Source organism: Caulobacter mirabilis (assembly GCF_002749615.1).
Lineage (GTDB): Bacteria > Pseudomonadota > Alphaproteobacteria > Caulobacterales > Caulobacteraceae > Caulobacter > Caulobacter mirabilis.
Genome location: NZ_CP024201.1, coordinates 3,276,077 through 3,298,634 on the forward strand (window position 1 = coordinate 3,276,077; position 22,558 = coordinate 3,298,634).

Genomic DNA, 22,558 nt, shown 5'->3' on the forward strand with positions numbered 1-22,558 from the left:
CGTAAAGGGAAACCTAGCCGCTAAAGCGTCGTCCGCATAGGGACTTGAGGGGAGACCTGAAGTCGCGGCCGCATCTTGTCCCGGCCTCAAATCAGGCCGGACGGACGACCTTCACCGGCGCGGCGGCGGGACGACGCGGCAACTCCATCGCCTTCGGGGCAGGAACCTCGTCGGCCATCTTGGTCTGTTGCTCGGCGGCGGCTTCCGGCCGGGTGCGCTCGATGACCCGTTCGCGCTCCGCCTCGGGACGCTTCAGATCGACCTCGATGCCCAGATGAGCGAACGCGACGCTCGCGGCCCAGACGACCAAAGCGGTGAGAAGTTCGAATACGACTTGCATCGGACCTCCCCCGACGGCTTGCCCTATCCTCATATTGTTCAGCCGAACGATGTTCGCAATGCGGCGAACACGAGGATTCGGAGATATTTGGCCCGGCTAGCGCGTCAGGTCCACGACAATCTTGCCGAAGTGTTCGCCGGCCTGCATCGCCTCGAACGCCCTGACGGCTTCGGCCATCGGGAAGACCTTGTCCACGACCGGTTCTATGCGGTGCAGGTCGATGGCCCGGCACATGTCCTCGAACATCTCGCGGCTGCCGACCGATACGCCCTGAAGGCGGGCGCTGGTGGCGATCAGCCAGCCGAACTGCAGCGGCTCCGCCGGTCCGGACAGCACGCCGATGATCGAGACGTGGCCGCCGATACGGACAGACTTGAGGCTCTCCTGCAGCGTCTTGGCGCCGCCCACCTCCATGACGAAGTCCGCGCCTCGGCCGTCGGTGGCGGCGCGGACCGTCTTCGACCAGTCCGGATCGGTCCGGTAGTTGTGCGTATGGTGCGCGCCCAGCGCCCTCGCCCGCTCCAGCTTCTCGTCCGAGGAGGAGGTGATGACGGTGCGCAGGCCCGCCGCCCGGGCGAACTGCAGGCCGAAGATCGACACGCCGCCGGTGCCCTGCAGGACCACCGTGTCGCCCGCCTGGACCTGTCCGTCGCGGAACAGCGCCCGCCAGGCCGTCAGCGCCGCGCACGGCAGGGTCGCGACCTGGTGGTCGGTGAGGAAGTCCGGGACCTTCGACACGCCTTCCTGGCTGAACACGGCCAGCTCGCGGCCGGCGCCGGGAATGGGCTGGCCCAGCGACGACATCTGCGACTGCAGGGTCGGCCGGCCGCCGATCCAGTTCTGGAAGAACAGGGTCGAGACCCGGTCGCCGACCTTCACCCGGGTGACGCCCGGCCCCACGGCCTCGACCACGCCGCAGCCGTCGGAGAAGGGCGTGATCGGCAGCGCCGCGGCGGCGCGGCTGTAGGCCCCCTGAACCATCAGCAGGTCACGGAAATTCAGCGACACCGCCCTCATCCGCACCAGCACCTCGCCGTGGCCCGGCGTCGGATCGGGCCGCTCCACGACCTTCAGATGCTCGAGACCGAACCCGTCGGTCAGTTCCAGCGCGCGCATGGACCGTCTCCCTCTTCTGGCGGAGGGAAGCTCAGGGCTGCGACGTGACGGAAGGCAAGCCGCTTCTACGGCGTTCGACGATCATGCGCCAGGCGCAGACCAGGCCCAGGGCGGCCAGCAGGCTCATACCCAGGTAGCCATGGGCCCCGAAGGCGTCGAACAGCCGGCCGCTGGCGATGGTGACCAGGCCGATGAACAGCCCGCCGGAGCAGGCCGAGCTGATCGTCTGGGCGGCCGAGAGGCTGCGGGCCGGCGCGTTGCGCTCGATCATCTGCAGCGAGGCCATGAACACGGCGGCGAAGCTGAGCGCATGCAGGAGCTGCAGCGGAAACAGCAGCCAGAGCGGCGGCGAAAAGGCCAGGGCCGTCCAACGGATCACCGCCGCGACTCCGCCGATGACGACCAGGACTTCAGGCCCCAGCCGCCGGCGCAGGGGCTCCAGGAACCACATGAACAGCACCTCGGCCGCCACGCCGGTCGCCCACAGCAGGCCGACGGTGGCGTCGGCGATCCCCTGACTTCGCCAGAGCAGGGCCGAGAAGCCGTAGTAGAAGCCGTGGGTCGACTGGATCAGGGCGGTGGTGACGACCGCCAGCATGAAGGGTCGGTTGCGGAACAGCTCGCCGATGCCGCGCCAGCGATCGCCCCGCCCCGGCCGCTCGCCGCCCTCGTGCACCGGATCGGGCGGCAGCAGCAGGCGCGCGGCCACGGCCGACAGCAGCGCCGCGCCGGCCGTCCAGACGATGATCAGGTCCGGGTCGGCCCAGGTCAGCAGCGCGCCCATGCCGACGTTGGCGGCGATGAAGGCGATCGAGCCCAACCCGCGCGAGCGGCCGTAGTTGAAGCCATCGATCCGCGCCCGCCGCATGCTGAGCACATCGGCCAGGGGGATCACCGTCGCCAGGAAGGCCGAGGCGACCAGCCAGCAGGCCAGCCAGGCCGGAAAGCCCTTCGCCAGGCCGAGCAGGCCGTAGAAGACCGCCGCTCCCAGCGCGAACAGCATGATCGGCGTGCGGCGCAGGGCGAAGCCGTCGGCCCAGACGGCCATCATCGGCGAGATCGCCAGACGCGCCAGCATCGGCGCCGACAGGATCACGCCGATCTCCGCCCCGCTCAGCCCCTGGGCGCGGAACCACACCGGGATGTAGGGCAGGCTGACCCCGGTCCCGATGAAGATGGTGCAGTAGAACAGTCCGAGCTGGAGGGAACGGGGCATGATCAGGGTGCGCTACCAGACTCTGCCGGTCGCCGTCTCGGTCCATGAACCTCCTGGTTCCTCCCCTCTGGGGGAGGTGGCTCGCCGCAGGCGAGACGGAGGGGGTCTTCCGAACGCCCCATAACCCCCTCAGTCGTCGCTGCGCGCCGACAGCTCCCCCAGAGGGGAGCATCCCGGCCGCGTCAGCTCGCCGGCATTGGCGGCAGGTCGAGCCGCCGGGCGTCGGCCATCTTCACATAGAGGGCGCGAATCTCGTCGTCCAAGGCCGCGTCCCGCGCCGCCTCGACGGCGACATGCAGCTCGATCAGCGCCCGGCGCAGGCCGGCGTTGGCACGGTCCATGGCGGCCAGCGACAGGTCCCTGTCCTCGCCTTCCGCAGCCTGGGCGAAGGCCTGGCCGTAGCGGTCGGCGTTGGCCTGCAGCAGCTCGCGGATCGCCCGGTTCTCCCAGGCGCGGGCCTCGACGCCACGCTCGGCCTCCTGGGCGCAAAGCATCGAGATCATGCCGGTGACGCCGATCTTGGCCTGCAGATAGTCGCCGACGGACTCGTTCGGCGGCGGATCGATCAGGCACAGGAAGTTGCCTAGCAGCAGTTCCGGAACGGTCGGGGTCATGCGAGCGGCTCCAAGGCGGCGAGGCGATCGGCCAGGATCACGTCCTGGCGGCGGGCGGTGTACCAGCCGGACAGGCCGAGCACGGGGTCCTTGAGGCCGCCGGCGCGGTACTCCTTGGCCGAAGATATCCAGATGGCGGCCCCTTTCACCGAGGCGAACAGCTCCCACCAGGCGAAGGCCTTGGGATCGACCTTCAGGCCGCTGGCCTGCTCCCAGATCGCGATGGCCTGGTCCCTGGGGATCATGCCCGACACGCGATGGGTCTCGCCGTAGCACCACAGCGGCTCCATGGCCCAGCCGAGGTCCTCCAGCGGGTCGCCGACGTGAGCCATCTCCCAGTCGAGCAGGGCGATGACCTTGCCGGCCCCGTCGTGCAGGAAGTTGCCGGTCCGGTAGTCGCCATGGACCACCGACAGCTTCTGGGCCGGCGGCGGCGGGTTGGCGCGCAGACGGCGGATGCAGGCGCGGACGATCGGCTGCGGATGCTCCTCGTCGGCATCGATCACGCCTTCCCAGTAGTCCAGTTCCTTCTTCCAGCAGGCGTCCGGCGTCGGGATCTGGCTGACCTTGGCGATCGGCAGACCGGCCGGGTCCGCCGCGGCGATGGATCCCAGGTGCCGGTAGAACTGCTCGCCGATGGCCTCGGCGTGTTCGCCGTAGGGGGCCATCGTGAAGGGACTGGCCGCCTTGCCGCCGTCGATGCGGCCCATGATGAAGAACGGCCGCTCCAGCTCGGCCCCCTCCTCCTCCAGCGCCACCGCCTCCGGCGCCGGCAGGCCGGTTCCGTGGAACGAGCGGATGGCCTCGAACTCGATCCGGCGCTCGGTGTCGATCAGGCTGCCGACCGGGTCTCGCCGCAGGATCAGCCGCTTGGTCTCGCCGTCGGCGTGGGCGTCGAAGCGATAGGTCTCGCGGCTGGCCCCGCCCGGGATGCGGGACAGATCGCTGACGGTCGCGGGCTTGCCCCAGATGCGGGTGAGATAGGCCTCGATCTGCGCCTGCAGGGTCATTTGGCGAAGTCCAGCATCGACTCGAACCCGGACGGCGCATGCGGTCCGATCACCAGCTGCTCCAGCACCCCCCGGCCCTTGCGCACCCTGCCCGCGGCGTCGGTGTAGGTCACCTCCGACAGCGCCTGGACGTGCAGATTGAACGGCTGCTGCGGATTGGCCTCGCTGAGCTTGACGTCCTCGCGCTCGACGGCCAGTTCGCCGTGGAGGTGGCCGTGACCCCATTTCGGATGGGTGTAGCCCAAGCCCATCATCTGGAAGTTATAGAGCGGGCTGAACTCGACCGTACCCGCCGGCTTGCCGAAGTCGTCGGTCAGAAGGACCACCGCCGACTGGGCGTGGCGCGTGCCCTGTTTCCAGTGAATCTCGTCCTCGCCGTTGAGGTGGTGGAAGTCGGCCTCCCCGTCGCCGTCCTGGCACCAGACCGCCCGGGTGTTCCAGGCGCGGCCGACGGCGTCCTCGTTGGTGTGGAAGAAGAAGCTGCCGTCCTCGAAACTGGTCGGCGACCACAGCCAGTAGAACTGCGGCGGGGTCGGGGGGACGGTCTGCTGGCTGTCCTGCGCGCCGACGGGGCGCACGCCCCAGCTGCGGTCGCGGGTCCCGACGAAGCCGTCGATCGATTTGCGGACGCCGTCCAGCTCGATCCAGCCCGTGTAGCGGCCGTTCTGGGTCAGTCGCGTGTAGTCCATGAAGGTCCGCGTCCCGTTGCGCCGAACGAAGCGCGGCTCCTCGATCGGGAAGGCGCGACCGTCGAACACAACCTCGGCCCTGAGGCGCTGCTCCGGCGCGTCGACCGTGACCTTGAGTTTCTGCAGCGGCTCCAGGATCTCGATCCTCACCGGCCCCGCCGTCAGGTCCATCCGGTCGCCCAGCCAGCGGCTGGCGTGCAGCGCGGTCTCGACTCCGTCCCGCACCACCACGAACGAGGCGTCGGCCACGTTGAGGTGCGGATAGACCCCGAAGGCCGCGGCGAAGAAGTCCTCGCCCTCGCTCGGATGGTAGCCGTTGAAGAAGTACCGGTCGTAGAAATTCCGGTCCGTCCCCGAATAGGCGATCGGCTCGGCGGTCTGGTGAATGGGGTAGTCGTCGCCCTTGGTGAGCGCCATAAGCCTTCCTCCCGGAACCGGATCGCCTCATGAAGCGGGCGCTTCTCGGTTACTGGCGATAACCTAGGGGCCGAAGAACGGCGAAGGCAACGGTGACGGAGGGGAAGGCGTGGGCTGGAACAAGCGGACCTGGATGATGCTGGCGGCGGTGAGCGGCCTGCTGTCGGTGGCGTTCGGCGCCTTCGGGGCCCATGGCGTCTCCGATCCCAAGGCGCAGGAGTGGCTGAAGACCGGCGCCGGCTATCAGGCGATCCATGCCCTGGCGACGCTCGCCTGCGCCCTGTTCATCGCGCAGGGCGCGCGCGGCGCCCGGTTCGCGCCGGCGCTGTTCCTGGGCGGAACGGTGCTGTTCTCGGGCTCGCTATACCTGATGGCCCTGGGCGCGCCGCGCTGGCTGGGCGCGGTCACGCCGCTCGGCGGGCTGGGCTTCATGGCCGGCTGGCTGGTCCTGGCCTGGTCGGCCCGGACGCTTCGTCAGGACGACTGAGCGGCGGCCTTCTTCGGCAAGGCCAGCAGGTAGAGGGCTGCTGTCGAGCCCAGCAGGCAGACCAGCATCACCGCCGCCATCGGCAAGGCGCTGACCCCGTCGTGCAGCAGGCCGCCGATCCAGGACGCCAGGGCGCCCGCCCCGAAGGACAGGCCGCCCATCAAGGCCGAGATCGAGCCGGCGCGGCGCGGGTCCACGCTGAGCGCGCCGGCCATGGTGTTGCCGGCCATCAGGCCGTAGCTGGCCAGGCAGGCGAACAGCATCGGCAACACCGTCCAGAAGCCGCCCAACCGGGTCGCGGCGGCGGCCAGAAGCAGGACGCCGAAGCCCACCGCGAACAGGCTGGCGCGCGCCAGGACCTGATCCGGGTTCATCCGCCGCAGCAGCATGCGGTTGACCTGGCTGGCCCCGATGACGCCCACGGCGTTGAGGCCGAACAACCAGCCGAACGCCTGCGGTGAGAAGCCGTAGATGTTGATGACGAGGTCGGACGAGCTGGAGATGTAGGTGAACAGCACCGCCCCGTTCAGCGCTCCCGCCAGGGCGTAGCCGACCAGCCGCTTCTCACGCAGCAGAATGGCGAAGGCTTTCAGCGGGTTCTCCGCCCGCGCCTGGGCGGCGGTCTCCTCCGAACGGCTTTCACGAAGGCGCAGGAGCACGGCCAGGCCGCAGCAGAGGCCAAAGAACGCCAGGACCCAGAAGATCGCCCGCCAGCCCGCGAAGGCCAGCACCCAACTGCCCAGCAGCGGCGCCACGATCGGCGCCACGCCCATGACCAGGGTCAGCAGCGACAGCACCCGGGCGGTCTCGGTGTGGTCGAACTGATCGCGCACCACCGCCCGCGCCACGACGGCGCCGGCGCAGCCGCCCAGGGCCTGGATGAAGCGGGCGACCTGCAGCCCCTCGATCGAGGTCGCCGAGGCGCACCAGATCGAGGCGGCGACATAGACCACGATCCCGACCAGGATCGGCAGACGGCGTCCGAACCGGTCCGACGCCGGGCCGTACAGCAGTTGGCCGATGGCCATGCCGAACAGGAAGGCCGAGACCGTCTGCTGGGTCTGCTCGGAGCTGGCGTGAAGCGATTGTCCGATCGCCGGCAGCGCCGACAGGTACATGTCGATCGACATCGGCGCGAACGCCGTCAGCGATCCGAGCAACAGGACGAGCCCCCACGGGGTGGCGGGCGGCTTGGCGGCGGTGTGGGGAGTCTGGCTCAAGATGGGACGTGTTTAAGCGGCCAAACGCGCCGTGGGAAGGCCGTGCGTCCTTCGAGACGCTCGCTTGAAGCTCGCTCCTCGGGATGACGGACTCAGAAGCGCTGCTGAATGCGTCATGGTGAGGAGCGATCCCTCGGGATCGCGTCTCGAACCACGCATCCCCCAACAGCCCCCTTGCCTTCCCCGGCGACCGTCGTTCTACGGTTCCTCAAACAGAACCGGGGAAACGCCATGTCCGCCATCCAGTCGATGATGCCGCCCGTGCGCTATGCCGACGTCAACGGCATCCGCATGGCCTACTACGAAGCCGGCCCCGAGGGCGAAGGGGTCCCGCTGGTGTTCTGCCATGGCTTCCCGGAACTGGCCTTCTCCTGGCGGCACCAGGTCAAGGCGATGTCCGACGCCGGCCGCTGGGTGATCGCGCCGGACCAGCGCGGCTACGGCCTGACCGACCGCCCCGACGACGTCGAGAGCTACGCCCTGGAGAACCTCTGCGCCGACCTGATCGCGCTGCTCGACCACAAGGGGATCGAGAAGGCGATCTTCGTCGGCCATGACTGGGGCGGTTTCGTCGTCTGGTACATGGGCATCCGCCACCCAAACCGCGTCGCCGGCGTCATCGGCCTGAACACGCCCTTCCACGAGCGCGCGCCCGCCGATCCGATCGAGATCATGCGCAAGCGCCTGGGCGAGCGGATGTACATCGTCCACTTCCAGGTCCCCGGCGAGGCCGACGCCGTGCTCAACGGCGATGCCCGCAAGGCCATGGAGTTCTTCATGAAGCGCCCGCTGGATGCGGTCGGGGCGGACGTCGGCGCCGGCTTCGCCACCGAGCGCAAGGAGGGCGACCCCAGCGCCTTCGCCCTGGTCGACTTCCTGCAGGCCTACGATCCCGCCTTCGATCCCCGGCCCCGTTTTCTCACCGAGGAAGAGATGGAAGCCTTCGTCCAGACCTACGAGCGGACCGGCTTCACCGGCGGCATCAACTGGTATCGGAACTTCACGAAGAACTGGAAGGCCTCGGAAGGCCTGGAGCACCTCGTCCGCGCGCCCAGCCTGATGATCATGGCCGAGAAGGACGCCGTCCTGCCGCCCTCCTCCGCCGACGGCATGGAGCGGCTGATCCCGGACCTGGAGAAGACGCTGGTCACCGGCTCCGGCCACTGGACCCAGCAGGAGGAGCCCGAGCAGGTCAACCGGATCATGCTGGAGTGGCTGGAGCGGCGCTTCCCGCTCTAGGGGATAGGTTCGGTTGACGCTCTAGGGCCGCGCCGCCGCGTCGGTCGCCCGGATCAGACCGTCGATGATCCCCGGTTCGGTGCTGGCGTGGCCGGCGTCCCAGACGATGTCGAACTTCGCCTCGGGCCAGGCCTTGTGCAGGGCCCAGGCGCTTTCCAGCGGGGTCACCACGTCGAAACGACCCTGGACGATCCAGCCGGGGATGTCGCGGATCCTGTCCACGTTCTTCAGCAGCCAGCCGTCCTCCTCGAGGAAGCCGCGGTTGGCGAAGAAGTGGCATTCGATGCGGGCGAAGGCGATCGCGAAATCGACCTCGTTGAACTTCGGCGGCCGGGCCTCGGGGCCGCGGATCGAGATGGTGTCGCCTTCCCACTGGCTCCAGGCGGCCGCCGCCTCGGCCTGGACCCGGCGATCGGTATGAGTCAGCCGCCGATGATAGGCGCTGATCATGTCGCCGCGCTCGGCCTCGGGGATCGGCGCCTTGAACCGCTCCCAGGCGTCCGGGAACAGATGGCTGGCGCCGTCCTGGTAGAACCACTTCAGCTCGCGCTGCGTCAGCAGGAAGATGCCGCGCAGCACCAGGCCCTCGACCCGATCCGGGTGGGTGATGGCGTAGGCGAGCGCCAGGGTGGAGCCCCAGCTGCCGCCGAACACGGTCCATTTCTCGACGCCCAGATGTTCGCGCAGCCGCTCGATGTCCTGGATCAGCGACCAGGTGGTGTTGTCTTCCAGGCTGGCGTTGGGCCGGCTGCGGCCGCAGCCGCGCTGGTCGAACAGCGCCACCCGCCATTTGTCGGGGTTGAAGAACCGCCGCATGGTCGGATTGATCGCGCCGCCGGGCCCGCCGTGCAGCACCACCGCGGCCTTACCCTTGGGATTGCCGCAGGTCTCCCAGTAGATCTCGTGCGGACCGCCGACGGCCAGCCAGCCGAAGTCGTTCGGCTCGATCTCGGGATACAGGCCTCGGCGGCTGTTGGGCTGACCGACGGCGGGCGACTGGGCTGAGCGATCCATTCGCAAGTTCTAACGCCGCTCGGGAAGTCCGGCCAACTGCAAAACCTTGCGAGACGGCGCCGCGGGAGGAATGACCCTGCCCTAGAGCAGCGCGCCGCGCCCGCTGGTCACTTCCGAATAGCGGTGAACGCGCACGGACTGGACCAGGCCGAAGCCGATCATCACCGTCAGCATGACGGTGCCGCCGTAGCTGAGCAGTGGCATCGGCACGCCCACGACCGGCGCCAGCCCCATGACCATCGCCCCGTTGATCAGGACGTAGAGGGCGAAGGTGGCGGTCACGCCCGCCGCGGCCAGGCGGCCGAAGTGGCTGTGGCTGATGACGGCGATGCGCAGCGCCATGAAGATCACCGCTCCATACAGGAACAGGATCGAGAAACAGCCCAGGAAGCCGAACTCCTCGGCCAGGGCCGCGAAGATGAAGTCGGTATGCTTCTCCGGGAGGAAGTTCAACTGACTCTGGCTGCCCAGGCCGAAGCCCTTGCCGAGCAGGCCGCCGGCGCCGAGCGCGATCTTCGACTGCAGGATGTGGTAGCCCGAGCCCGACGGGTCGGCCTCGGGGTTGAACAGCACGTCCACCCGTTTCCGCTGATAGTCGTGCAGCACGAAGAAATACATCGTCGGCGCGATCACCGCGACGGCGGCGACGCCGGCGGCGATGAACTGCCAGGCCAGGCCCGCGAGCATCATGATCGCCACGCCGGTGAACAGGATCAGCAGCGATGTGCCGAGGTCGGGCTGGTGGGCGACCAGGAGCGTCGGGAAGGCGATCAGCGCGGCCGGGACCAGCAGCCACCAGCTCATCCTCGCGCTGTCGGCGGACATGCCGTGATAGAAGCGGGCCAGGGCCAGCACGACCCCGACCTTCATGATCTCGGAGGGCTGGAACCGGAGCGGGCCGATCTCCAACCATCGCTGCGCGCCCTTGGAGACGTCGCCGGCCACCTCGACCCCTATGAGCAGCACCAGGGCCACGACATAGACGGGATAGGCGGCATGGAACCACCACTGCGGCGGGCACATGGCCAGCACGATCATCATCACGAAGAAGATGGCGAACCGGATCAGGTGCGGCGCCGCCCAGGGCGTCCAGCTGAGCTCCGCGGCCGAGAACATGATCAGAGCCCCGGCGCCGGCGATGGCGCACAGCGCCAGGCAGAAGGTCCAGTCGATCTCGGTGAACTTGACGATCAGCCGGTCGCGTTCGCCGGGACGGGTCAGGGCGCTGGCGGTCATTGCGGGCCTCCGGTCGGGCTCGGGGGCGGGGGCGGCGTTTCGGTCGGCAGTTCGGGGGCGACGCCCGCCTCGACGGCCTCGTGTTCGACCTCCGGCAGCGGCAGCGGCTTCTCCACGCGCGCGCGGATCTCGGGATCCTTGAGCAGCGCCATGCGCATCACCTCGCGCGCGCGCGGAGCGGCGGCGGTGGCCCCGCCCTGCCCGCCGTGCTCGATCAGCACCGCCACCGCATAGCGGGGGGCGTCGATCGGCGCGAAGGCGATGTACCAGTTGTGGTCGCGCAGCTTCCAGGCGAAGCCGGCGCCCTTGCGCGACTCCCCGGCGCGGAACACCCGCACCTGGGCGGTGCCGGTCTTGCCGGCCATGCGGATGTCGCCCAGGCCAAGCTGGCTCTGGCGGAAAGCGGTGCCGCCCGCCTCGTTGGCCACGGCGATCATGCCGCCGCGGACGTAGTTCATCGTCTCCGGCGGATACGGCAGATTCGGCACGTCGTCGCCGTGCGGTTGGTCGACCCCGCCGATGGACTTGATCAGGCGCGGGTTCAACGCCTTCTGGCCGTTGGCCAGCCGCGCGGTCATCACCGCCAGCTGGAGCGGGTTGACGGTGATGTAGCCCTGGCCGATGCCGTAGTTGACGCTGTCGCCGGGCTGCCAGACCGGCTCCCGCTTCATCGCCTTCTTCTTCCACTCCCGCGAGCCCACGACGCCCTTCTTCTGGCCGGGGATGCCGAGGTCGAAGAGCTGGCCCAGGCCGAAGGCGTGCGCCGCGGCGGCGATCGGATCGGGTCCGATCTTCAACGCCGTCTGGTAGAAGTAGATGTCGCACGAGTTCTTGATGGCGTCGTGCATGTTCTGGGAGCCGTGCCGTCCCCAGCACCGCCAGGTGCGGCCGCCGAAGTACCAGCTGCCGCCGCAGGACACCCGGGCGTTGGGATCGATGCCGGCGTTCAGGGCGGCCAGGGCCACCATCGGCTTGAAGGTCGAGCCCGGCGGATAGGTGCCGCTCATCACCTTGTCGAGCAGCGGCTTGCGCTCGTACTCGCTCAGGGCCTTGTACTCCGGCCCCGACAGCCCCTTCACGAAGCGGTTGGCGTCGAAGCTCGGCGCCGAGGCCATGCACAGCAGGTCGCCCGAACGGCAGTCCATCAACACGATGGCGCCGCTCTCCTCGCCCATAACCTCCAGCGCGCGTTGCTGGATGTCGGCGTCGAGGGTGAGCTTGATCTCCTTGCCGGGCTGAGCCGGGATGTCGCCTTCGGGGTCGTCGCGGACGACGCGGCCGCGGGCGTCGACCTCCTGCTTGCGGGCGCCCGACTTGCCGCGCAGCTCCAGGTCGTAGGCCTTCTCCACACCCTGGCGGCCGATGCGGAAACCCGGATTGTAGAGCAGCGGGTCGACCGTCAGCCCCTTGTCCTTGATCGCCTTGATGTCACGGTCATTGACCTTGGCCACATAGCCGATGACGTGGGCGAAGGCCCCGCCGAACGGATAGACCCGCACCTCGCCCATGTCGGCCGTGACGCCCGGCAGCTCCGGCGCGCGAACGTTGATGCGGGAGAACTCCTCCCAGCTCATGTCCTCCGTCACCTGGACCGGCGACTGGCGCGGCGCGCGCTCGATGTCCTTGATCAGGCGCTCACGGCGCTTGTCGTCCAGCGGCACCAGAACGGACAGGTCGGCGACCGTCTTGGGGATGTCCATATCCTTCTCCCGCGAAACCAGCAGGCGGAAGTTGGGACGGTTGGAGGCCAGGGTGACGCCATTCCGATCGAGGATCAGGCCGCGCGGCGGCGGCACGATGCGGAAGTTGAACTGGTTGGATTGGGCCAGCTTCTGATAGCGCTGGGCCTCGACGACCTGCAGGTGGACCAGCCGCCCGCCCAGCGCCATCAGGCCCAGGCCGGTGATGCCGCCGAGCAGGAAGGTGCGCCGGGTGAACACGCCCTGCCGCTCGTTGACCTCCGAGAAGAAGATCGTCGGTTCGCTCATCGGAACCTCACGTCCGCGTCGTCGAAGCGGTCGATCAGGCGATGGGCGAAGGGATAGAGCAGGATGGTGGCCAGGTACTGCCAGAACACGCCGATCAGGCTGGGCGCAGACTTCACGTCGAGCATGGTGATCAGGTAGCCGGCGGCCATGGCCACGGCGCAGACGCCCGCATACCAGACCCACATCATCGGCCGGCTCTGCCCGGTCATCATGTTGCGCATGAACAGGGTCACCGCATAGCTGAGCAGCAGCGCGATCACCCAGAGCCCCAGCGCGTTGCCCCAGAACAGGTCGAGAAAGGCGCCCAGCGCCAGCAGGGCGAAGGGCGCGATGATCGACGGCCGGATCACCGCCCAGCCGAAGGCCGCCACCAGCGGGAACACCGGCTCGGGCAACTGTAGGCCGTAGACCCGGATCGGGGCGGCGAACAGGATCGTGCAACCGATGCACAGCAGCGCCGGCACGCCGATCCAGCGCCACGGGTCCAGAGGCCGCGCGGCGGAGAAACTCATATGCCGCCCCCCGTGGGGGCGGGGGTCGGGGCGGGCTGCGTCGACGCTGGACGCGGCGTCTGGGCGGCGGGCCGGGGCGCGGCCGCCTTGGGCGCGGGGGCGGTCGTCGTCGCGGGACGTTGCGCGGCCGGGGCGGCCGTTCGCGGCGGCGTGGCCGCGGTCGGCGCGGCCGTCGCCTGAGCCCCCGCCGCGGCTGGGGCGCGCACGATGCGGTCGTCGGGATTCTCGGTGATCACCGGCGGCAGCTGGGTCTGCTCCAGCGCCTTGCGGTCGACGAGCTGGGCGTAGTCGCGGAACTGCAGGATCCGCACCCAGTCGATGACCGAGGAGTCGGCGTCCAGCACCACGCGCCAGCGGCCGTCCAGCCCCTTGACCGCCCGACCGACCGGCAGGCCGCGGGGAATGACGCCGCCGTCGCCGCTGGTCAGGACGCGGTCGCCCTCCTTCAGCGGCTCGCGGCTGCGCAGGTATTCGAGCTTGGGATTGGGCCCGCCGTCGCCGGTCAGGATGGCGCGGGCGTTGGTTCGGTCGACCATCACCGGGGTCTTGCTGGCCGCGTCGGTCAGCAGCAGCACCTTGCTGGCCCCGCCGGACACGCCGACGACCCGGCCGACCAGGCCGCGCTCGGCCAGGACCGGGAAGCCGATCATGACGCCGTCCTTGGTCCCGGCGTTGGCCAGGCGGTAGTTGGCGAACGGGCCGCGGGAGTCGGTGACCACCCGCGCGGTGATCATCGGGATCGGCGGATCGGTGCGAACGCCGAGCACGGCGCGCAGGCGCTCGTTCTCGTCCTGCAGCCGCACGGCCTCGTCGGCCTGGGTCTGGAGGGCGATCACCTGCTGCTTCAGGCGACGGTTCTCGCTGGCGGCGAAGAAGTAGCCGCGCACAAAGCCGACGATGTCGCCGGTCCACTCGCCAGGCTTGGCGACGACGCCGCTGACCGGCTCCGCGACGGTGTCGACCGCCTGCCGCGCGACGCCATACGCCTCGCTCTGAAAGGTCTCGCGACGATCGCTGAGCAGCATCGCCACCCCGATGACGACGGCCACGACGAGCGCGACCGCCGCCGTCCAGGTCAGCGGCACCTTCAGTTCGCCGAACGGATCCTGCCGAAACGGCACCCGAAACCTCCGTCAGGGCGCCCCGCGCGCCCGACTCACTTGGTGGACGATGTTACGCGAGCGTGCTCTCGAGGACGCCCTTCATCCACTTCGGGTGTTCAAGAACCTTGCCGCAGCCCAGGGCGACGCAGGACAGCGGATCGTCGGCCACGGTCACCGGCAGGCCGGTGTGGTCGCGAATCTCGGCGTCCAGGCCGCGCAGCAGCGCGCCGCCGCCGGTCAGCATGATGCCCTTGTCGGCGATGTCCGAAGCCAGCTCCGGCGGTGTGGCTTCCAGCGCGACCTTCACCGCCTCGACGATCTGGCCGACCGGCTCGTGCAGGGCGTCGGACGCCTGCTTCTCGGAGATGCGGACTTCCCGCGGCACGCCCTGCATCAGGTCGCGGCCCTTGACGTCGATCGACAGGCCTTCGCCGTCCGCCGGCGCGCGGGCGGTGCCGATTTCCTTCTTGATGCGCTCGGCGGTGGTTTCGCCGATCAGCAGGTTATGGTGGCGACGCATGTAGCTGATGATCGCCTCGTCCATCTTGTCGCCACCGACGCGGACCGAGCGGCTGTAGACGATGCCCGACAGCGACAGCACGGCCACCTCGGTGGTGCCGCCGCCGATGTCGACGACCATCGAGCCGGTCGGCTCGTGGATCGGCAGGCCGGCGCCGATCGCGGCGGCCATCGGCTCGTCGATCAGGCCCACGCGGCGGGCCGAGGCGTTCAGGCAGCTGTCGTTGATGGCGCGGCGCTCGACCGCGGTGGCGCCCGACGGCACGCACACGATCACCTTGGGGTTCACGAAGCCCTTGCGGTTGTGAACCTTGCGGATGAAGTGCTTGATCATCTCCTCGGCGACTTCGAAGTCGGCGATGACGCCGTCGCGCATGGGACGGATGGCTTCCATATGCCCGGGCGTGCGGCCGAGCATCTGCTTGGCTTCTATACCCACGGCATGGACGACCTTGCGGCCGCCGACATTACGCAGCGCGACCACCGACGGCTCGTTCAGGACGATGCCCTTGCCCTTCATGTAGACGAGGGTGTTGGCCGTACCGAGATCGATGGCGATGTCGTTGGAGATGGCGCCGAAGAGAGAACCGAACATTCAGGGCCCTGAGAATCTGGAGCGTGGTGGAGAACTGGCGAGGCAAGGAGCGCCAACCCAGCACCCACGCCGCGAGCGCGCCCCCCAGGCGCAGCATCGCCGAGGTGGCAAGGCAAGCTGACAGCAAGCCGTTTGCACCGCGAACGTGTTGAATTCAAGGTCTATTAAGGCGGCGTCTCAACCAAGCGCCGTCAGGATCACTCCGACCGCCGTCACGGCGCCCGCGATCCACTGCCGCAGGCCCAATCGTTCGGCGAACAGACGCCGCCCCGCGAGGGCCGCGATCGGCATCTCGACCACCCCCACGGCGCGCACGGGCCCTGCCGGCGCAAGGGCCAGCGCCACGAACCAGCCCGCCGAGGCGGCGGCGCCGAAGAAGCCCGCGCCCAGCGAAACCCGCCACGATCGCAGGGCCGCCCCCAGCGACGCTCGGTCGCGGAAAATCAGCCAGGTCGTCAGGGCGATGGACTGCAGCGCCTGCACCACGGCCACGGTGATGAGCGCCGCGGGAATCGGATTCGCGGAATCGAGCGCCAGCGACGCCTGACGGAAGGCGTTGGCCGAGACGGCGAAGCAGAAGCCCGACAGCGTGCCCAACCCGGCGGCGGTCCAGTCATGCTTCCCCTCCCCGCGCGGCCAGGACAGGGCGATCAGACCGCCGGTGGCCAGGGCCAATCCGCCCCAGGCCGGGCCGCTCAGATGATCGCCGAACAGCAGGAAGCCGAGAATCGCCGCGAACGGCAGGCCGCTTTGCTGGAAGGCCGCGCCCAGGGCGAAGCTGGACCGGTGCATCGAGACCAGCAACGCCGCCGTGGCGCCGATCTGCATGCCCCCGCCCAGCGCCGACCAGCCGAGGAAGGCCCAGGACGGATGCGGCGAGACCGGCGTGACCATCAGGGCGATCGCCACGAAGGCCAGGCTGAACGGCAGGCCGAACAGGAAGCGGACCAGGGTCGCGCCCCAAGGGCCGGCGCCGGTCAGCAGGCTGCGCTGGGCGGCGTTGCGCGCCACCTGGAAGGCGGCCGCCAGGACGGTGATGGGGATCCAGATCAAACCGCTCGCTCGCCTGCATTTTGATGGCGCGGCCTCGAAATCCGCATGGAGCCTTTATGCGGTCCGGCGCCAGATTTCGACCCGTTCCGCGGCGTCATCGACGCCGCTTTTTTTCAGGTGCATCCCGATGTCCCTTCCCCTGGCTGTGATCGCCGCCCGCGTCCTCACCGGCGCGGCGGTCCGGGCCTATGACGTCCAGCTCGACCGCATGCTGACCCTCGGCGCGGCGCCGCCCTCCGCGATCATCGCCGTGGGCGGACCCGACGCGGCCGAGGCCATGAGCGGCCTGTGGCGTCGCGGCTATCCCCGGGTCGAGGCGGCGCGCCGCGCCACCTGCCCCGCCGCCGACGAGCTGTGCGACCTGCTGCTGGTCTGTGGCTGCGACCGGGCCCAGCGCGCCGCCGAGATCGCCCGCGACACGCGCGCGATGCTGCGGCCGGACGGCCTCGCCGTCGTCGACGCCGGCCGCATGAGCGACCCGGACGAGCGGCTGCGCCTTTGCGGCCTGCTGGCCGAAGCCGGCTTCGGAGTCGGCCCCAACGCCCACCTGGCCGCCGAGATCGCCGCGCGCCGCCTGCCCGATGCGGTCTGGAAGCGCGCGGCCTAAGCCCCGCCCATAACGACAAGAGCCCGCCAGTAACTAGAAGCCGCTCGCGATCGCTGTGTCCGGGCGGCTCTTTTCTTTGCGCGAGAACAGGTTGTTCAGCGCGTTGACGTAGGCCTTGGCCGAAGCGGTCAGGGTGTCCGTGTCCGCCGCCGCGCCGGTGGCGATGCGGCCGTCTTCCTCGAGCCGGACCGAGACCTGGGCCTGTGCGTCCGTGCCCTCGGTCACCGCATGCACCTGGAACAGGCGCAGGGCGGCGCTGTGCGGCACGATGGCGTGGATGGCGTTGAACACCGCGTCGACCGGACCGTCGCCGCTGGCCTCCGCACGCTTCTCTTCACCGTCGACGTCCAGCGTCAGCTCGGCCGATTGGCCTTCCGTCCCGGCGATGACCTTCAGGTGGACCACCCGGATCCGCTCAGAGCCGCGCGCCAGGGCGTCGTCGACCAGGGCGATGATGTCGTCGTCGAAGACGTGCTTCTTCTTGTCGGCCAGGTCCTTGAAGCGGACAAAGGCCTCGTTCAGCGCGTTCTGGCCCAGCTCGTAGCCCAGGGCCTTCAGCTTCTCGCGGAAGGCGTGGCGGCCCGAGTGCTTGCCCATCACCAGGTTGGTGGCGCCCTGCCCGACGTCCTCGGGCTTCATGATCTCGTAGGTCTCGGCGTTCTTCAGCATCCCGTCCTGGTGGATGCCGCTCTCGTGGGCGAAGGCGTTCTTGCCGACGATCGCCTTGTTGAACTGCACCGGGAAGCCGGTGATGGCCGAGACGTAGCGGCTGGCGCGGGTGATGTGGATCGGCTCCACGCCGGTGCCGAAGCCCAGATCCTCGCCGCGGACCTTCAGGGCCATGACGATCTCTTCCAGGGCCGCGTTGCCGGCCCGCTCGCCGATGCCGTTGACCGCGACCTCGACCTGGCGCGCCCCGCCCTGGACGGCGGCGATGGAATTGGCCACGGCCAGGCCCAGGTCGTTGTGGCAATGGGCCGAGAAGATCACCTCGTCGGCGCCCGGGACCTTGGCGATCACGTCGCGGAACAGGTTGGCGTACTCTTCCGGATAGCTGTAGCCGACGGTGTCGGGCAGGTTGATTGTCCTGGCCCCCGCGCGGATCGCCGCCTCGACGGCGCGGTACAGGAACTCGCGCTCGGTGCGGGTGGCGTCCTCGGCCGACCATTCGACGTCGTCGGTGTGGTTGCGGGCGCGGCTGACCGAGGCGGTGATCGCCTCCAGCACCGCCTCGGGCTCCATCTGCAGCTTCCACTTCATATGGACCGGGCTGGTCGAGATGAAGGTGTGGATGCGGCCCCGCTTGGCCGGGCGGATGGCCTCGGCGCAGCGGTCGATGTCGGCGGCGGCGGCGCGGGCCAGGCCGCAGACGGTGCTCTCGGTGACGATCTGCGAGATGGCGCGGACGGCCTCGAAGTCGCCGTTCGAGGCGATCGGGAAGCCGGCCTCGATGACGTCGACCCCCATCTCCTCGAGGATCTTGGCCAGCTCCAGCTTCTCGTCATGGCTCATGGACGCGCCCGGCGACTGTTCGCCGTCACGCATGGTGGTGTCGAATACGATGACGCGGCCAGCGTCGGATACGGAGGTCATTGAACTAGGCTTTCGTCGCGGTGTCGGGGTTCAGGCGGTTTCGAAAAGCCCCTGAGCGCCCGGCCGCGAACGCGCGCGGCTAAGCGGTCGCCCAGGGGCGGCTAAGCCCCAGGTCTAGAAGAAGGCGCAGGCTGTTCGGCGCGCTTTGCATGGCATCCTGATACAGATTCCGGCGAAATCACGCAAGGGCGTTGCGCGAACGCTCTCCACAAAGCCGCTCGGCGGTAAAATATTTCATGGACTTCGCGCCAAGCGCATATGATCGTCCCTCACGATCAGGTTTCCAGCCGGCGTTCTCGGCGCACGACCACCCGGAACGAGGGACAACATGCCGACGCTGACCGACCAGCAACGGAAGTTCTACGAAACCACGTTGGCGGTGACCCGCCAGGAAATCGCCGATCTCAAGGATCAGATCGCAGAGGAACGGGCCAAGGTCGCAGCCCGCATCGCAGAGCTCCAAAGCGCCATCGACGCCTCCAAGCAGATGTACGCCGCGGCGTGCATGCGCCTGGGCGTCGATAACGACCTGGCCGACGACCCGACCGAGAGCTGATCCTAGCTTCACTGCCTAGAGCCTGCCCTCAGCACCGGTCGTCCCGGCTGGAAAGGGCGCAGCCAGAGCTTTGAAATCCCAAGATCCCGCTGAAGTCCGGTTCCTAGTCCGGTCGGGTTACGATCGGGAAAGGCCCGGACGGACGGTCGAACCAGCCCGTCAGCCGCTGGAAGACCAGCGGATCGCCGTCGATCTTCGCCTCGCCGCTCATCACCTTCGACGCCAGCGGCGCGCCGGTGAACAGCGATTGCAGCAGCAGCGGCCTCGCCAGAGTCAGGGTCGCGTCGGCCTTCTCCCCCTCCCCGGCCGGCTCGGCCAGCAGCACGCCGTTGCGCACCGTCACCCGCCACCGCTCCTTCCGCTCCGGGAAGGCGAAGATCACCTTCAGCGACGCGTCGCCGGCCTTGTCGGCGTTCAGCCGCACGGCCAGCAGGTCGAAGATCATTTCGCTGGGCAGGTTGGCGATCACGTCGGGCGAGCCGACCCCGCCCTGGGCCGGCGCGGGGACGCCGTTGCGCAGCTCGCCGGCGCCGGTCAGGTACATGTTGCGCCACAGCGAACTCTCGGCCTGCCAGCCCATCTGGTCATAGGCGCGGGCCAGCGCCTCCTTCGCCTCGGCGTCCCGCGGATCAGCCAGCACCGCCTTGTTCAGCAGCGTCGCCGCCCAGCGGTAGTCGCCCTTCTCATGCGCCGTCTTGGCCAGGACCTTGACCTTGGCCGCCCCGCCCATGGCCTCGACCGAGCGCGCCGCCTCATCGGCCGGCTCCAGGACGGCCAGGTTCACGGGGTTGGCGTCGTACCAACCCATGTAGCGCTGATAGACCGCACGGCTGTTGAAGCTCATCGTTCCGTAGTAGCCGCGGTTGAACCAGTCGCGGGCCAGGGCTTCCGGCAGCTGGATGCGGTTGGCGATCTCCGCCCCGGTGTAGCCGGCGTTCATCAACCGCACGGTCTGGTCGTGCAGGTATTTGTAGGCGTCACGGTGGTCGGCCAGGTAGCTCCGGACGACCTCGCCGCCGAACCTCGGCCAACCGTGGCTGGTGAACATCACTTCGGTCTGCTCGCCGTACAGATGCAGCGACTCGCTCAGGTAGCCGGCCCAGGCCTTGGCGTCGCGGACCAGCGCCCCGCGCGGCGTCAGGACGTTGTGCATGGTGGCGTTGGCGTTCTCGGCCATGCACAGGATCTTCCAGTCGGGGAAGTAGAGGTTCATCTCCGCCGGCGCTTCCGTGCCGGGGGTGACCTGGAAGGCGATCTTCACCCCATCGACGGTCAGGGTCTCGCCGGTCTTGGCGATCGAGCGGGTCGGGGCGATCAAGGTGGTCGACCCCTTGGCGACGGCCAGGCCGATGCCGACGCTCATCTGCCCCTCGGGCCCGGGCGTCAGGTTGTAGCCGAACTGGTACTGCGCCCGTCGGCTCATGGCGGGACCGGCGATGACGTTCTCGCTGACAGCCTCTTCCAGGAAGCCCTCGGGCGCGATGACCTGGACCTTGCCGGCGTCGACGTCGGCCTGGCTGGCCACGCCCTTCACGCCGCCGAAGTGGTCGGCGTGGCTGTGGGTGTAGACCACCGCCACCACCGGCCGTGCGCCGAGCTTCTCGGTGACGAGGTCGAGCGCCGCCCTGGCCGTCTCGGCCGTGGTCAGGGGATCGATGACGATCCAGCCGGTCTCGCCCTTCACGAAGGTGATGTTGGCGACGTCGAAACCACGCACCTGCCAGACCGTGTCGGACACCTGGAACAGGCCGCTCTTGGCCAGCAGCTGCGCCTGCCGCCAGAGGCTGGGATTCACCGTCGCCGGCGCCTCGCCCTTGGCGAAGTCGTAGGCCGACAGATCCCAGGCCACGCCGCCGTCGGCCCGGCGGATCACAGGATCGGACCGCGTCCCGACGAAACCGCGCGCGGCGAAGTCGAAGTCCTGGCGATCGGCGAACGGCAGGGTCTTCTTCAGCTCGGCCTGGGCCTTGAGGGTGGCGGCCGACGGCGCTTCGGCGGCCTGGACGCCCCCCGCGAGCAGCGACGAAGCGGTCAGGATGGCGGCGAGCCTGCGCATAGTGTCCTCCCCAGGACGTAACGTTCGCGCAAGCGTTAGCGGATGAGGCCGGGAAGATTGTCACCTGGGGGACAATTTACGGCCGACTACGGCCACAGCTGCGCACCATGAAGAAGGCGCACGATCAACACTCGAGCCGTCTCAATTCGATAGACAGCGATGAAGGGCGTGCCTCCGATCACCAGCTCCCGAAGGCCGACGACCACGCTAGCGCGACCCATTCGAGGCATGTCGCGGAGATGCCCCACCGCTTCAAGAATACGATCTTCGATACGGAGCGCTGTCGAAATGTCGGCGGCGGCCATGAACCTGACATGCAGATCAAGGTCGGTCTCGGCGAGCTCCGACCATTCGACCTTCACGCTCAGCCACGACCCTTCAGGAGTTCAGCGCGTCTCATCCTCGAGCGCCGCACGACTTCTTGATGGTCAAAACTGGGGCCGGTCTCGGCGACCGCGAGCCCCTCCTCGATGAGCATGCGCCACTGATCATCTTCCCGCAGGCGTTGCTCGGCGAGTTGCCGAATGTAGACGGATAGATCGACATCTTCCTGCGCCGCCAGCTGTTCCAGCCGGGTCTTCTGGTCTTCCGTCAGCTCGATGGTGACGTGGACGGTCATGGCGCGAGGCTAGCTCACTTCCCCTCGTCCTCCAACGCCGCCGCGTCCTCCTTGCGGCGGAGCCATTCGCGGGCGACCCAGGCGCCGCCGACCCAGATCACGGCCGCCAGGATGATCAGCACCACATGCTTGGTGCTGTCTCCGCCCCCCTCTCCAATCGTATGGAACAGCTGGAACAGCGAATTACCGGCGAAGGCGGTCAGGGCGATCTTGGGCACGATGCCGATGCCGGTGCCGCCCAGGAAGTCGCGAAACCGCATCGGCGCGACGCCGGCGGCCATGTTGACCACGATGAACGGCGCGGCCGGGACCAGGCGCACGATCAGGCTGGCCATGAAGCCGTTGCGGCCGATCAGTTTCATGAAGCGCGCGACGCCCTCGCTGGCGACATCGCGGATCAGCCGGCCGCCGAACCAGCGACCCAGCCAGAAGCCGATCGACGACGACACCATCGTCCCGATCCAGCTGTAGAGCAGGCCCGTCCATGGACCGAAGGCGACCACCGCCGCCGCGATCAGCACGAACTGCGGCACGCCGACGAAGGCCAGGACGGCGAAGGCGCTGACCGCGACCGGCAGCGCCCAGATCCCGTGCGCCGCGCCCAGCCAGGTCTCGACCGCCGCCTCGCCGTTGATGCCCAGCAGCGGCGCGGCGAATAGGAACACCACCCCGACCCCGCCGAACAGCAGGAACGAGATCGCGATGGTCCGCCACGCCTTGGCGTCCATGTTGGTCAGGAAGGAGATGATGCGCTTCATT

The 22,558-nt window shown here is 68.8% G+C and carries 23 protein-coding genes; 4 read left to right on the forward strand and 19 right to left on the reverse strand.

The genetic code is table 11. The features are described from left to right. Positions 1 to 91: 91 nt before the first annotated feature. The 6 genes from CSW64_RS15710 to CSW64_RS15735 all read right to left on the reverse strand — a co-directional run bounded on the left by CSW64_RS15710 (position 92) and on the right by CSW64_RS15735 (position 5,402). On the reverse strand, positions 92 to 340 hold the full coding sequence (locus CSW64_RS15710; protein ID WP_150131433.1) for a hypothetical protein: 249 nt from the start codon (positions 338 to 340) through the stop codon (positions 92 to 94). 96 nt (positions 341 to 436) lie between these two features. After that, a complete protein-coding gene (locus CSW64_RS15715) occupies positions 437 to 1,456 on the reverse strand; it encodes a zinc-dependent alcohol dehydrogenase family protein (RefSeq protein ID WP_099622984.1) in 1,020 nt (339 codons plus the stop codon). Positions 1,457 to 1,487: 31 nt separating this feature from the next. Then, on the reverse strand, positions 1,488 to 2,672 hold the full coding sequence (locus CSW64_RS15720) for an MFS transporter (RefSeq protein WP_099622985.1): 1,185 nt from the start codon (positions 2,670 to 2,672) through the stop codon (positions 1,488 to 1,490). A gap of 182 nt (positions 2,673 to 2,854) precedes the next feature. Further along, the gene (locus tag CSW64_RS15725; protein ID WP_099622986.1) at positions 2,855 to 3,286 is read right to left on the reverse strand and encodes a hypothetical protein; all 432 of its coding nucleotides are present in this window, start codon (positions 3,284 to 3,286) and stop codon (positions 2,855 to 2,857) included. Beyond that, positions 3,283 to 4,296: a phosphotransferase family protein gene (locus tag CSW64_RS15730; protein WP_099622987.1), complete on the reverse strand. Its 1,014-nt coding sequence runs from the start codon at positions 4,294 to 4,296 to the stop codon at positions 3,283 to 3,285. The genes CSW64_RS15725 and CSW64_RS15730 overlap by 4 nt, the downstream gene beginning before the upstream one ends. Beyond that, positions 4,293 to 5,402, reverse strand: coding sequence for an Rv3169 family protein (locus CSW64_RS15735; RefSeq protein WP_099622988.1), 1,110 nt, complete (start codon positions 5,400 to 5,402; stop codon positions 4,293 to 4,295). Before CSW64_RS15735 ends, CSW64_RS15730 begins: the two co-directional genes overlap by 4 nt. Positions 5,403 to 5,511: 109 nt before the next feature. Between CSW64_RS15735 and CSW64_RS15740 the strand changes: the two genes are divergently transcribed. Then, complete coding sequence (locus CSW64_RS15740; protein ID WP_342745823.1) at positions 5,512 to 5,889, forward strand: DUF423 domain-containing protein; 378 nt, start codon at positions 5,512 to 5,514, stop codon at positions 5,887 to 5,889. Here the strand turns inward: CSW64_RS15740 and CSW64_RS15745 are convergent. Then, positions 5,877 to 7,109 carry a multidrug effflux MFS transporter gene (locus CSW64_RS15745; RefSeq protein ID WP_245863729.1) on the reverse strand — a complete coding sequence of 411 codons (1,233 nt, stop codon included), beginning with the start codon at positions 7,107 to 7,109 and terminating at the stop codon, positions 5,877 to 5,879. The genes CSW64_RS15740 and CSW64_RS15745 overlap by 13 nt on opposite strands. 231 nt (positions 7,110 to 7,340) lie before the next feature. Here CSW64_RS15745 and CSW64_RS15750 point away from each other — a divergent pair, with 231 nt between their 5' ends. Continuing rightward, the gene (locus CSW64_RS15750) at positions 7,341 to 8,348 is read left to right on the forward strand and encodes an alpha/beta fold hydrolase (protein ID WP_099622989.1); all 1,008 of its coding nucleotides are present in this window, start codon (positions 7,341 to 7,343) and stop codon (positions 8,346 to 8,348) included. A gap of 21 nt (positions 8,349 to 8,369) precedes the next feature. On the opposite strand, the gene pip is transcribed toward CSW64_RS15750, so the two are convergent. The 7 genes from pip to CSW64_RS15785 all read right to left on the reverse strand — a co-directional run bounded on the left by pip (position 8,370) and on the right by CSW64_RS15785 (position 16,368). Further along, entirely contained in the window at positions 8,370 to 9,362 is a 993-nt protein-coding gene (gene pip / locus CSW64_RS15755; protein WP_099622990.1) for a prolyl aminopeptidase, read from the reverse strand. Between the two features lie 81 nt (positions 9,363 to 9,443). After that, a complete protein-coding gene (gene rodA / locus CSW64_RS15760) occupies positions 9,444 to 10,598 on the reverse strand; it encodes a rod shape-determining protein RodA (protein WP_099622991.1) in 1,155 nt (384 codons plus the stop codon). Further along, a complete protein-coding gene (mrdA, locus tag CSW64_RS15765; protein WP_099622992.1) occupies positions 10,595 to 12,586 on the reverse strand; it encodes a penicillin-binding protein 2 in 1,992 nt (663 codons plus the stop codon). Before mrdA ends, rodA begins: the two co-directional genes overlap by 4 nt. Continuing rightward, the gene (locus tag CSW64_RS15770; protein WP_099622993.1) at positions 12,583 to 13,098 is read right to left on the reverse strand and encodes a hypothetical protein; all 516 of its coding nucleotides are present in this window, start codon (positions 13,096 to 13,098) and stop codon (positions 12,583 to 12,585) included. The genes mrdA and CSW64_RS15770 overlap by 4 nt, the downstream gene beginning before the upstream one ends. After that, a complete protein-coding gene (mreC, locus tag CSW64_RS15775; protein WP_099622994.1) occupies positions 13,095 to 14,219 on the reverse strand; it encodes a rod shape-determining protein MreC in 1,125 nt (374 codons plus the stop codon). The genes CSW64_RS15770 and mreC overlap by 4 nt, the downstream gene beginning before the upstream one ends. A 52-nt stretch (positions 14,220 to 14,271) precedes the next feature. Beyond that, a complete protein-coding gene (locus CSW64_RS15780; protein ID WP_099622995.1) occupies positions 14,272 to 15,315 on the reverse strand; it encodes a rod shape-determining protein in 1,044 nt (347 codons plus the stop codon). Positions 15,316 to 15,492: 177 nt separating this feature from the next. After that, on the reverse strand, positions 15,493 to 16,368 hold the full coding sequence (locus CSW64_RS15785; RefSeq protein WP_099622996.1) for a DMT family transporter: 876 nt from the start codon (positions 16,366 to 16,368) through the stop codon (positions 15,493 to 15,495). Between the two features lie 127 nt (positions 16,369 to 16,495). On the opposite strand from CSW64_RS15785, the gene CSW64_RS15790 reads away from it, so the two are divergent. Beyond that, positions 16,496 to 16,975: a hypothetical protein gene (locus CSW64_RS15790; protein ID WP_099622997.1), complete on the forward strand. Its 480-nt coding sequence runs from the start codon at positions 16,496 to 16,498 to the stop codon at positions 16,973 to 16,975. Positions 16,976 to 17,008: 33 nt separating this feature from the next. On the opposite strand, the gene CSW64_RS15795 is transcribed toward CSW64_RS15790, so the two are convergent. Beyond that, positions 17,009 to 18,568 carry a 2-isopropylmalate synthase gene (locus CSW64_RS15795; protein ID WP_099622998.1) on the reverse strand — a complete coding sequence of 520 codons (1,560 nt, stop codon included), beginning with the start codon at positions 18,566 to 18,568 and terminating at the stop codon, positions 17,009 to 17,011. A gap of 328 nt (positions 18,569 to 18,896) precedes the next feature. Between CSW64_RS15795 and CSW64_RS15800 the strand changes: the two genes are divergently transcribed. Continuing rightward, the gene (locus CSW64_RS15800) at positions 18,897 to 19,124 is read left to right on the forward strand and encodes a hypothetical protein (protein WP_099622999.1); all 228 of its coding nucleotides are present in this window, start codon (positions 18,897 to 18,899) and stop codon (positions 19,122 to 19,124) included. 103 nt (positions 19,125 to 19,227) lie between these two features. On the opposite strand, the gene CSW64_RS15805 is transcribed toward CSW64_RS15800, so the two are convergent. The 4 genes from CSW64_RS15805 to CSW64_RS15820 all read right to left on the reverse strand — a co-directional run bounded on the left by CSW64_RS15805 (position 19,228) and on the right by CSW64_RS15820 (position 22,557). Next, positions 19,228 to 21,180: an alkyl/aryl-sulfatase gene (locus CSW64_RS15805; protein WP_099623000.1), complete on the reverse strand. Its 1,953-nt coding sequence runs from the start codon at positions 21,178 to 21,180 to the stop codon at positions 19,228 to 19,230. An 86-nt stretch (positions 21,181 to 21,266) separates the two neighbouring features. Further along, entirely contained in the window at positions 21,267 to 21,542 is a 276-nt protein-coding gene (locus CSW64_RS15810) for a type II toxin-antitoxin system RelE/ParE family toxin (protein WP_099623001.1), read from the reverse strand. Positions 21,543 to 21,544: 2 nt separating this feature from the next. Next, positions 21,545 to 21,799, reverse strand: a complete 255-nt coding sequence (locus CSW64_RS15815; protein ID WP_099623002.1) for a CopG family ribbon-helix-helix protein — start codon at positions 21,797 to 21,799, stop codon at positions 21,545 to 21,547. 14 nt (positions 21,800 to 21,813) lie between these two features. Further along, positions 21,814 to 22,557 (reverse strand): TVP38/TMEM64 family protein, encoded by a 744-nt coding sequence (locus CSW64_RS15820; protein WP_099623003.1) that lies wholly within the window; start codon positions 22,555 to 22,557, stop codon positions 21,814 to 21,816. Position 22,558 lies beyond the last annotated feature (1 nt).